The sequence below is a fragment of the uncultured Fretibacterium sp. genome (assembly GCF_938030725.1).
Taxonomy (GTDB): Bacteria; Synergistota; Synergistia; order Synergistales; family Aminobacteriaceae; genus Fretibacterium.
Genome location: NZ_CALHIQ010000151.1, coordinates 1 through 9,422 on the forward strand (window position 1 = coordinate 1; position 9,422 = coordinate 9,422).

8 protein-coding genes are annotated in these 9,422 nt (G+C 52.2%); 7 read left to right on the forward strand and 1 reads right to left on the reverse strand.

Features of this window, described 5'->3' with window-relative positions; translation table 11 throughout:
• Positions 1 to 751 (reverse strand): DUF3798 domain-containing protein (locus Q0629_RS08560; RefSeq protein ID WP_298781411.1); only part of this gene is annotated, 751 nt, incomplete at its 3' end.
• A gap of 802 nt (positions 752 to 1,553) precedes the next feature.
• Here Q0629_RS08560 and Q0629_RS08565 point away from each other — a divergent pair.
• The 7 genes from Q0629_RS08565 to Q0629_RS08595 all read left to right on the forward strand — a co-directional run.
• Positions 1,554 to 2,915 (forward strand): MmgE/PrpD family protein, encoded by a 1,362-nt coding sequence (locus Q0629_RS08565; protein ID WP_298781413.1) that lies wholly within the window; start codon positions 1,554 to 1,556, stop codon positions 2,913 to 2,915.
• Between the two features lie 12 nt (positions 2,916 to 2,927).
• Positions 2,928 to 3,812 (forward strand): fumarate hydratase, encoded by an 885-nt coding sequence (locus Q0629_RS08570; protein ID WP_298781416.1) that lies wholly within the window; start codon positions 2,928 to 2,930, stop codon positions 3,810 to 3,812.
• A gap of 29 nt (positions 3,813 to 3,841) precedes the next feature.
• The gene (locus Q0629_RS08575; protein WP_298781419.1) at positions 3,842 to 4,432 is read left to right on the forward strand and encodes a FumA C-terminus/TtdB family hydratase beta subunit; all 591 of its coding nucleotides are present in this window, start codon (positions 3,842 to 3,844) and stop codon (positions 4,430 to 4,432) included.
• A 32-nt stretch (positions 4,433 to 4,464) separates the two neighbouring features.
• Positions 4,465 to 5,829 (forward strand): class II fumarate hydratase, encoded by a 1,365-nt coding sequence (gene fumC / locus Q0629_RS08580; protein ID WP_298781421.1) that lies wholly within the window; start codon positions 4,465 to 4,467, stop codon positions 5,827 to 5,829.
• Positions 5,830 to 5,897: 68 nt separating this feature from the next.
• A complete protein-coding gene (locus Q0629_RS08585; protein WP_298781423.1) occupies positions 5,898 to 7,073 on the forward strand; it encodes a malic enzyme-like NAD(P)-binding protein in 1,176 nt (391 codons plus the stop codon).
• Positions 7,074 to 7,678: 605 nt separating this feature from the next.
• Positions 7,679 to 8,836 (forward strand): MalY/PatB family protein, encoded by a 1,158-nt coding sequence (locus Q0629_RS08590; protein ID WP_298781425.1) that lies wholly within the window; start codon positions 7,679 to 7,681, stop codon positions 8,834 to 8,836.
• A 46-nt stretch (positions 8,837 to 8,882) separates the two neighbouring features.
• Positions 8,883 to 9,422: tripartite tricarboxylate transporter substrate-binding protein (locus Q0629_RS08595; RefSeq protein WP_298781427.1), on the forward strand; the 540-nt coding region annotated here is incomplete at its 3' end.

The following is a 9,422-nucleotide window of genomic DNA, read 5'->3' on the forward strand; positions in this document are numbered from 1 at the left end:
CAGCGATGCGCTTGAGCAGCGGCTCCGTGTGCGCGTCGTTCGTGCAGAAGAACGCTGTGTCCTTGCCGTACTTTTCGAGCCATGTGGGGACCTTTTCCAAGATGAACTGCTGCGCGCCAGCCACCCCCACGTCGCTCGTCGGGTCCGGCGCCGTTTCAAAGACAAACTGGAGGCCGAGGTCTTTACAGACTACCTCCATGATGGCGCGGCGGCGTCCCAGCATCTCGTAACTCATGTGCCGGGGGAAGGAAATGTGGACGAAAGTCTTCGCCCCCATCTTCTTTGCACCGAGGGGGATCGTATAGCCGCGACTGATGTTGTCCTTGCTTATGGCCTTGTCCGCCGCAGCCGTAATGACTGCGGGATCTTCATGTGACGATCCTGCGAAGAGGAGGATGTCGGGACGCTTTTCGCGTATGCGGCGAAAAGCCTCAGTCGTCCCGGGCACCGCTGCATTGACCACGATGACCTTCATCTGAGGGTCGTCCGCCAATCCCAGCAGTTGTCCGACGGTCGTCTCCATCTCCGACATAAAATTATCCGGGTACGTGATGTGGGTTATCATTCCGCCCTCAGCCGTATTCCCGTACTTCTGAATCAAGAGCTCGGCTCCGCGCAGATCATCCTCCGCCTGAGATACGGTGCCCGTCATGATCCCAATGTGAAAGGGGACCTCCGCTGTTGCCTCAATATTCCAAACGAATACGAAACAGAAAAGCAAACTCAGCAATACGACGAATTTCGACCTCATTCTTTGAAATGCCTCCGCTCTTTTGAAGATGTCATCAAGTTTGCACAACGTTTATATGCTATAGCATAGCGTCATCCTTGTCAAGGATTATTCTGTTACCTTGCGGTCTTTCGTGGCCCTGTACGCTAAGGCACAGGATACTTTCTCGCCCGTTGTTGTTTAGGATGTCGCCTGCGTGGATTGATGGTGACAACTCATCCCCTTCCCATTCAGAAAAAAAGGACCAGCTTCGGCGCAGACTCTCCTTCGCTGTTTGTGCCCGTCAAACCCATTTACCAAGAATAACTGCCCTTGGAGGAAGACTTTAAAGCGACCGACATACTCCCGAATCCACCGACTGGACGACTTTAACGAAGCTCAAGCTCCGACGTTTTACAGGTTACGCCAACTCTGATCCTGCACCCTTCCGGTACGGCAAAAAACGCGAAAAACCACCCTGTCGTAGGTTAAAATTTTGCCTGTTTTTTGGGATGCTACGTCCCACTGCCTGGGCACGGCGCACGTTGCTCACTGGTCGTTTGCTGATGCGGTCTTTACCTTCGCTCATCTCCTGATGGTGTGTTTTGATTGTAATCGTAAGAAATTAAGCGGTAGAAAAGTGCTATGATAAGCGAGCTGTTAATCCCCTTGGTGGTGTTCACCTCGCGGCCCTTGAGAGTTACTTAACAGCGATGAGCTTAATATAAAGATATGCGAAATCTAAGTATTTTTGCCATTGTGATTTTTAATGATAGATGTAAACTTCATTTCATTAATTAATCGCAGTTTTTTATCTGATATCTTGCCGAGGGGTGTGGAATGTATGCTGCCCACTGCTTCATATACGCGAAGTCTGGCCGAATATCTGCACGGCATGCGATTTGAAAACTTTAGCCAGCACGTTGTCGATATGGCAAAAATGTGTGTGGAGGATTTTATCGGGGTTGCCATCGCAGGTTCTGTCAAGAAAGAATCGGGTATCTGGCAGAAGTATTATGCTGACAAGCCATCCGCTCCTCAGGCTTCCCTTTTCAAGCCCGGCTTTTCGATGACGAGCGTGGAACACGCTGCAGCGTTGAATGCCGTTTTTGGGCACGTCATGGATATGGACGACGTGCATAACACATCCATAACTCACCTCGCAGTTATTACGATCCCAACTGCTTTTGCGCTTGGTCAGAGCCTCAGGAGCGGTCAGGATGTCATAGAGGCCATTGTTGCGGGCTACGAGGCCGGCGCCAGGATCGGCGAAGCGATAAATCCATCCTCCTACTATTACTGGCACACCACTGCGGTCGTGGGGTCCTTCTCCGCTGGCGTGGCTGCCGCGAAACTCCTGAAACTTTCTGAGGATGAGTTTGTTAATTGCCTGGCTTCCGCAGGAACGCAGGCGGCGGGGCTCTGGGAGTTCATCGTCACCGGTGCCATGAGTAAGGTCCTTCACACCGCCCACGCAAACCTGGCCGGCATACGCTCTGCGGAGCTTGCGAAGTTGGGCTTTACAGGAGCGCCTGCAATCTTGGAGGGAGACCGCGGCTTTGTGAAGGCAGTCGCCCCAGAATATAACTTGGAGTGCCTGACTCGCGATTTTGGGGAAGGGTACGCGATAGAGAAAAATTCATTCAAACCATATGCCTGTTGCCGGCATATTCACTCCGCCGCCTATGGCGTTGAGAGGATTCTGGCGGAGCACTCCATAAATCCAAAGGATATAGAGTCTATTGTGGACGAAACCTATGAGGCTGCATACCAGACAGCGTGTGACCCGCAACCTGAATCGCCCTACGCGGCCAAGTTCAGTATTCAGTTCTGTATTGCTGCGAAGCTCCTGCTGGGGAGTTTAAATGATGAAGTCTTCACGGAGGAAAATATTAGGGATTCGGATATTCAGAGCTTGATTCGGAAGATAGACGTCATAGTGAATCCTGATTTCAATGAAGAATTTAAGGCCGATCCTACCAAATGGATACACTGCTTGACGCTGCGTCTGCGCAGTGGTGAGATCATTATTAAGCGAATAGAATATCCCATCGGGGATTTTAAAAATCCGTTTGACTCCGCAGCGGCGGACAGAAAGTTTCGCTCTCTTACCGATGCGATGCTGGACAGCGCCACGTCGGATAAGCTGCTTCAAAGGATTCACCTGTTGGAAAAAGTAAGCGATATGGGTGAGATTTTTCTTTAACGGGGGGCTATCATGGAAAATCATGGGAAGAAAGAGGCGGTTAGGGAGGCTGTACTGCGTGCTGTCACGGAAATTTCCGAAGACGTCAAGGCGCTCCTTGCCGAGGCGCTGGATCGGGAGACGAACGCGACGGCCGTCAGCATGCTCTCGTCGATGCTGGACAATCTCGACATCGCGAAGAAGCAGGATAAAGCGGTCTGTCAGTCTCCGGGCTATCCAACGATATGGGTGTATTTCAGTGATGGAGGCTTCCCCACCTATATGCATGACGCCATCACAGACGCCCTTGGCGAAGCTACGGAAAGGGGATATCTTCGCCCCAGCATAGTGGATCCGCTGACGCGTCACAATCCTGGGGACAACACTGGCGATGGCGTGCCCAATATCGAGTACAGATACTGTCCTGGCCAGAAATACGTTGACATGATAATCAGCTTTAAAGGGTGTGGCGCTGAGTTGGGAAACGCAATGAAGATATTTACCCCGGCCACGCTGAGGCTGGACAAGGACTATTTGGGGCTGAAGCGTTTTGTCCTAGAGACGGTCGTGGGCGCAGGGGGAAAACCGTGTCCACCTTTTGGCATCGGCATCGGCATCGGCGGACAGATGGACGTCGCCGCCAAAATAAGCCGCGAGGTTATAAGCACGCGGAAGTGGAATGACAGCAATTCTGACGCGTTGTTGAATCGTATGGAGACGGAATTAAAGGACAATATAAACGCCTTGGGGCTTGGAGCCGCGGGAACGGGGGGGGACACGGTGTGCCTGGCCGTCAAAATAGGGAAGGCTGCTACGCATACCGCTATTGCCCCTGTCGCCATTAATTTTCACTGTTGGGTGGCTCGCCGTGCTGGTATCAGGCTCCACGATAGCGGAAAAGTCGAACGTATCCTTTAATTAAGGCTGGGATGGACTGGAGATAGGCCATGGACAAAAGAGTTATTACAATCCCTGTAAAAGACGAGGACGTGCTTTCTCTGAGACTCGGTGATGTGGTTTATTTGACGGGCCATATCTTTACTGCCAGAGACATGGTTCATTTAAAACTGCGAGAGCTTTATGACGCCGGAGAACCCTTTCCGAAGGATTTTCAGGGCGCCGTGATCTTTCACGCCGGCCCCGTCTGCCTTAAAAAAACGGATGGAAGCTGGCAGTTGAACGTCATTGGCCCTACGACCAGCATTCGCATGGAACCTCATGCGGACTTTGTCGGTCGCTTGGGCGTCAGAGTTTTAATCGGCAAGGGAGGCATGGGCGAAGATACTCTGAAAGCCTGCGAGAAATACGGGTACGTATATCTCCAAGCCGCTCCCGGATGTGCTGCGAAACTGGGGCAGGGGATCAAATCGGTTTATGACGTGCACTGGTTTGAACTTGGGATGCCTGAGGCTTTGTGGGATCTGGAGGCCGAGGAGTTCGGCCCGCTTGTTGTCGGAATGGATGCGCACGGGAACAGCATCTATAAAGATCTCATGAAGACTGCGCTTAAAAGACTGGAACAGATTTATCCTGAGTGAAATCTCAGTTGCCATTAGTGAGGAGGGATGTTATGGAATTCCGCATAGAACACGATTCCATGGGTGAAATTAAGGTCCCCGCGGACAAGTACTGGGGTGCTCAGACCGAGCGGAGCTTTGAAAACTTCAAAATAGGCGTTGAAAAAATGCCGCAGGAAATTATTGAGGCGTTTGCCTATCTGAAGTGGGCTGCCGCGACCGCTAACTTGCGTCTCGGAAAGCTTGATGAGAAACAGGAACGAATTATATCGCAGGTCTGCGGCGAAATTTTGGAGGGAAAACTTGACGGCAACTTCCCCCTGGCTGTATGGCAGACCGGCAGCGGCACTCAGTCCAACATGAACGTCAACGAGGTTATAGCCAACAGGGGCAACGAGATTGCTGGGGCAAAGCTCCTACACCCGAACGATCACGTCAACATGTCCCAGAGTTCCAACGACACGTTCCCGACGGCGATGCACATCGCTGCGTCGATATGCATTCAGGATAAGCTCCTGCCCGCTATTGATCTTCTCTCGGCGACATTCGAGCGCCTGATCAAGGAGAATGAGGGGATAATCAAGACTGGCCGCACGCACCTTCAGGACGCGACGCCCATCTCGTTCCCGCAGGAAATCAGTGGCTGGAAAGGGATGCTGGACAACGTCCATTCCATGCTGGAGCTTGCCCTGCCAGGGCTCTGCAGACTCGCGTTGGGTGGCACGGCTGTAGGCACGGGCTTGAACGCTCCCGCAGGATTTGGTGAATTGGCCGCCGAGATTCTTTCAACAATGACTGGGAAAAAATTCAAGTCGGCCACCAATAAGTTCCACTCTCTTACGAGCAAGGACGAGCTCGTCTTTGCCCACGGTGCGATGAAGGCTCTAGCCTGTAACATGATGAAGATAGCTAATGATGTCCGATGGCTGGCCTCTGGCCCCAGATGCGGGCTGGGTGAGATATTCATTCCGGAGAACGAGCCCGGAAGTTCTATCATGCCAGGCAAGGTAAATCCCACACAGTGCGAGGCCGTCACCATGGTGGCAGTGCAGGTCATGGCAAACGATGTGGCCGTGGGAATGGCTGCTTCACAAGGCAATTTTGAGCTAAACGTGTTCATGCCGGTCTGCATTTACAATTTTCTTCAGTCTGCCAGGCTCCTGACAGACTCCCTGAAATCCTTCAATGACCGTTGTGCCGTCGGGATAAAGGCCAACAGGCAGAAAATGAACGAGAACCTTCACCGTTCCTTGATGCTCGTGACGTGTCTCAATCCCTATATTGGTTATGAAAATGCTGCAAGAACGGCAAAAAAGGCCTTCATGGAAAATATTTCCCTGAAGGAGGCCTGTGTTGGACTTGGGTTTCTTACGCCGGAAAAATTCGACGAGGTGTTTAAGCCTGAAAAAATGGTTTAAAACAACGATAAGGAATTTTAAATTAAAAGTAGAAGTTATGGTTTGTTTGAGAAAGGAAGGCGTCGAGCGTGGATTACGCGAAGGAATCACTGCGGCTTCACAAAAAGTGGGGAGGTAAGATCGAGGTCGTGGCTACTGTGCCTGTGGCTACGAAAGAGGACCTATCTCTGGCCTACACACCTGGCGTGGCCCAGCCCTGCCTTGAAATCCAGAAGGACACGGACAAGAGCTACACGCTCACGCGTCGCCACAACCTGTGCCTCGTCGTCACGGACGGCAGCGCGGTGTTGGGGCTCGGCGACATCGGGCCGGAGGCTGGGATGCCAGTTATGGAAGGCAAGTGCGTGCTCTTCAAGGCCTTTGGAGGCGTTGACGCGTTTCCCCTGTGCGTCAAGACGAAGGACGTCGACAAATTCGTCGAAACCGTCTGCAATATATCGGGTTCGTTCGGCGGAATCAACCTTGAGGATATAGCTGCTCCGCGCTGTTTTGAGATTGAGCGCAAACTGAAGGAGAAGTGTGACATTCCGATCTTCCACGACGACCAGCACGGCACGGCTGTTATAACTTTGGCTGGTCTCATGAACGCGCTTAAGGTTGTGGGCAAGGAGTTGGATGAAGTCAAAATCGCGATAAGTGGTGCAGGGGCCGCGGCCATAGCCATAGCGAAGCTGCTCCTGAGCGCCAGGGCGAAGGATATCACGCTTTGTGACAGGACGGGTGCTATTTACAAGGGCCGCGGCAAGGGCATGAACTGGATTAAGGAGGAGATAGCCGAGGTCACGAACCCAAGTAAAATAAAGGGTACGCTCGCGGACGCGATGAGGGGAGCAGACGTATTTATCGGGGTTTCTGCCCCGAACAGTGTGAGTCAGGATATGGTGCGCAGTATGGCGAAGGACGCGATTGTATTCGCCTGCGCGAACCCAACGCCAGAGATATTCCCTGATGACGCAAGAGCTGCAGGGGCGCGGGTGATATCGACTGGCCGCAGCGACTTCCCGAACCAGATCAACAACGTGCTGGCGTTCCCTGGCATATTCAGGGGGGTGTTCGACGTGCGCGCCAGCGACATCAACGAGGAGATGAAGGTGGCGGCAGCCCACGCGCTCGCCAGTCTGATACCTGAGGGCGAACTCAACGAGAACAATATCATCCCTGAGGCGTTCAACTTAAAGGTCGGTCCGGCGGTAGCCAAGGCAGTGGCTGAAGCTGCGCGAAAATCCGGTGTGGCACGGATTTGAGACCAGTATCTGAATAAATCGCGAAATTTAATGACGTGGGCGGATTCACTACCGAGGTTTTTAGCAAAAGCTGGCTGGATGCCAAGGCTGGGGGCTTTGACGCCGTCGGTCATCTGCACCCTTTCTTGGATGAGCCGCGTAGTCAGCCTTATAAGGGTACGTACGCTTCCATGATCTCAGAGGCGGTGGATCGTGTGGGCAAGATTCGGGCGATGACAGGTGGTAGTATCGATTTGTGTCTGGAACTCCAGCGTCGCATGAAGCGAGGGGAAGCCATTGCGTTGGCTCATGCCGTGGAGAAATACAACCCTATGTCCTGGAGGATCTCACCACTCCGGGGGCACGTCAAATTGGGCTCTGGTGACGTGGATGTCTCGGATTGAGGGAGGGATGTGCTGCCAGCGATCCCCCGGGTATGGGGGGCTTGACACCAGATGTAGAGAAGAAAAATCCTCTCATCCGCCTGACGAGGCTGCGTGAGGATGGCTCTATTGTAGATCAATGACGCAGCGGGGTTGTCCGGGGAGATGTTCGTCACCCCTCTTTGCCCGTTATTCCGACGCTTTGTCCGCACCAATTCTTTTTTCGGAAAGGAGTCGAGGCCTATGCAGCACAACTTTGACGAACCAGTGATGCGCAGTGGGACCGATAGCAAAAAATATCTACATTACGGACCAGACGTGCTGCCTATGTGGATTGCAGACACCGATTTTAAGTGTCCTCAGCCCGTAATCGACGCCTGCGTTAAGCGTATGATGGAGGGAGTATACGGTTATCCGGATGTCAGCGAAGATTTCAAGGTAGCTGTTGCCCTGTGGCAAAAAAAGCGCTTTGGCTGGGAAGTGCCATCCAGCTTTTGTGAATTCGTGCCAGGTGTAATCCCCGGCATTATTTGCGCGGTGCGCGCACTGAGCCATCCTGGTGATAACCTGGCGATGTTCACCCCCTCTTACCCGCCCTTCAATGATCTGGCCATGCATAATGGCCGGAATGTACTTCGATGTGAACTTAAGCCTGTGAATGGCCGCTATGAAATCAACTTCGAGCAGTTGGAGGCTTTTCTGGCTGAAGAGCGCACCCGCCTATTCCTGCTGTGCAATCCCCATAATCCGACGGGCCGGGTATTTACGAAGGAGGAATTGACCCGGATTGGAGAACTATGCCTCAAGCATCATACGATTGTGCTGTCCGACGAGATACACGGAGATATTGTGTACAAGGGCTTCCGTCATACGCCATTTGCCAGCCTCAGGCCAGAGTTCGCGGAGCATTCCGTAACCTTCGTTAACGCCAGCAAAACCTTCAATGTAGCCGGGTTCCGCACAGCGGGGTTCATCTGCACCAACGCGGATTTGAAAGGCCGCATCCATGAAGCCGTACTGGATAACAAGGGCATAGGTGAAAACCTCTGCGGTACCCAGGCCGCCATCGCTGCCTATACTCATTGCGATTACTACGCCGATCAGCTTGTGGAATATCTGGAGGGAAATCTGGATATCCTGTGCGCTTTTCTGGAAAAAACGGATAAAATTTCCGTTCTACGCCCTGAAGGAACCTATCTGATCTGGTTGGACTGTCGGAAGATGGGACTGGAACAGGATGAACTCGTACGCTTTTTTGAGGAGAAGGCGAAGTTAGGCCTCAACAATGGCACTAACTTTGGACAGGAGGGTCTTGGCCACATGCGCATCAATATTGCCACCACCCGAGCCAACGTGATAGAGGCGATACGTCGGCTGTCAACAGCACTTGAAACGTTATAATTGACCAACTTTGATTGGTTAAAATAAAAAGGAGGACGTTTTAATTATGAAGAAGATTCGGTCTATCGCTCTGATGCTTGTTCTTGTTTTTGCTCTGCCGGTCGGTGCGCTTGCAACAGATTTCCCTGCCAAGAATATCACCATTGTCGTGCCCTACGCCGCGGGCGGTGGTGTGGATATCACTACCCGTGTGTTTACAGACACAGCCGGCAGGGATTATTTTAATGGTCATAGCCTGATTGTTGAGGACCGTGGTGGTGGTGGCGCTGTGATTGGACAAACCTATGTTGCAAACGCCAAGCCAGATGGCTACACCCTGTTGGCGTATACCAGTGCTGTAGTCAATAATCCTCTGCTGAAAGACGTCACCTATACCCTAAAATCCTTCAAGACACTAGGCATGGTATGCTTCGATCCAGAGATTATCGTGGTTCCAAAGGACTCAGCCTTTAAGACATTTAAGGATATGGTGGACTATACTAAAGAAAACGATGTGACCGTCTCCACTCCAGGCCATTCGACCTCTCACCATATAGCTGCTATCCGGTTGAGCAATGAATTCGGTGGCTTGAAATTCAACTACATC

Excerpts from the sequence above, each read along its gene's own strand:
- Q0629_RS08565 (WP_298781413.1), top strand. The coding sequence starts at position 1,554 with ATGCTGCCCACTGCTTCATATACGCGAAGTCTGGCCGAATATCTGCAC.
- Q0629_RS08570 (WP_298781416.1), top strand. The coding sequence starts at position 2,928 with ATGGAAAATCATGGGAAGAAAGAGGCGGTTAGGGAGGCTGTACTGCGT.
- Q0629_RS08575 (WP_298781419.1), top strand. The coding sequence starts at position 3,842 with ATGGACAAAAGAGTTATTACAATCCCTGTAAAAGACGAGGACGTGCTT.
- fumC (WP_298781421.1), top strand. The coding sequence starts at position 4,465 with ATGGAATTCCGCATAGAACACGATTCCATGGGTGAAATTAAGGTCCCC.
- Q0629_RS08590 (WP_298781425.1), top strand. The coding sequence starts at position 7,679 with ATGCAGCACAACTTTGACGAACCAGTGATGCGCAGTGGGACCGATAGC.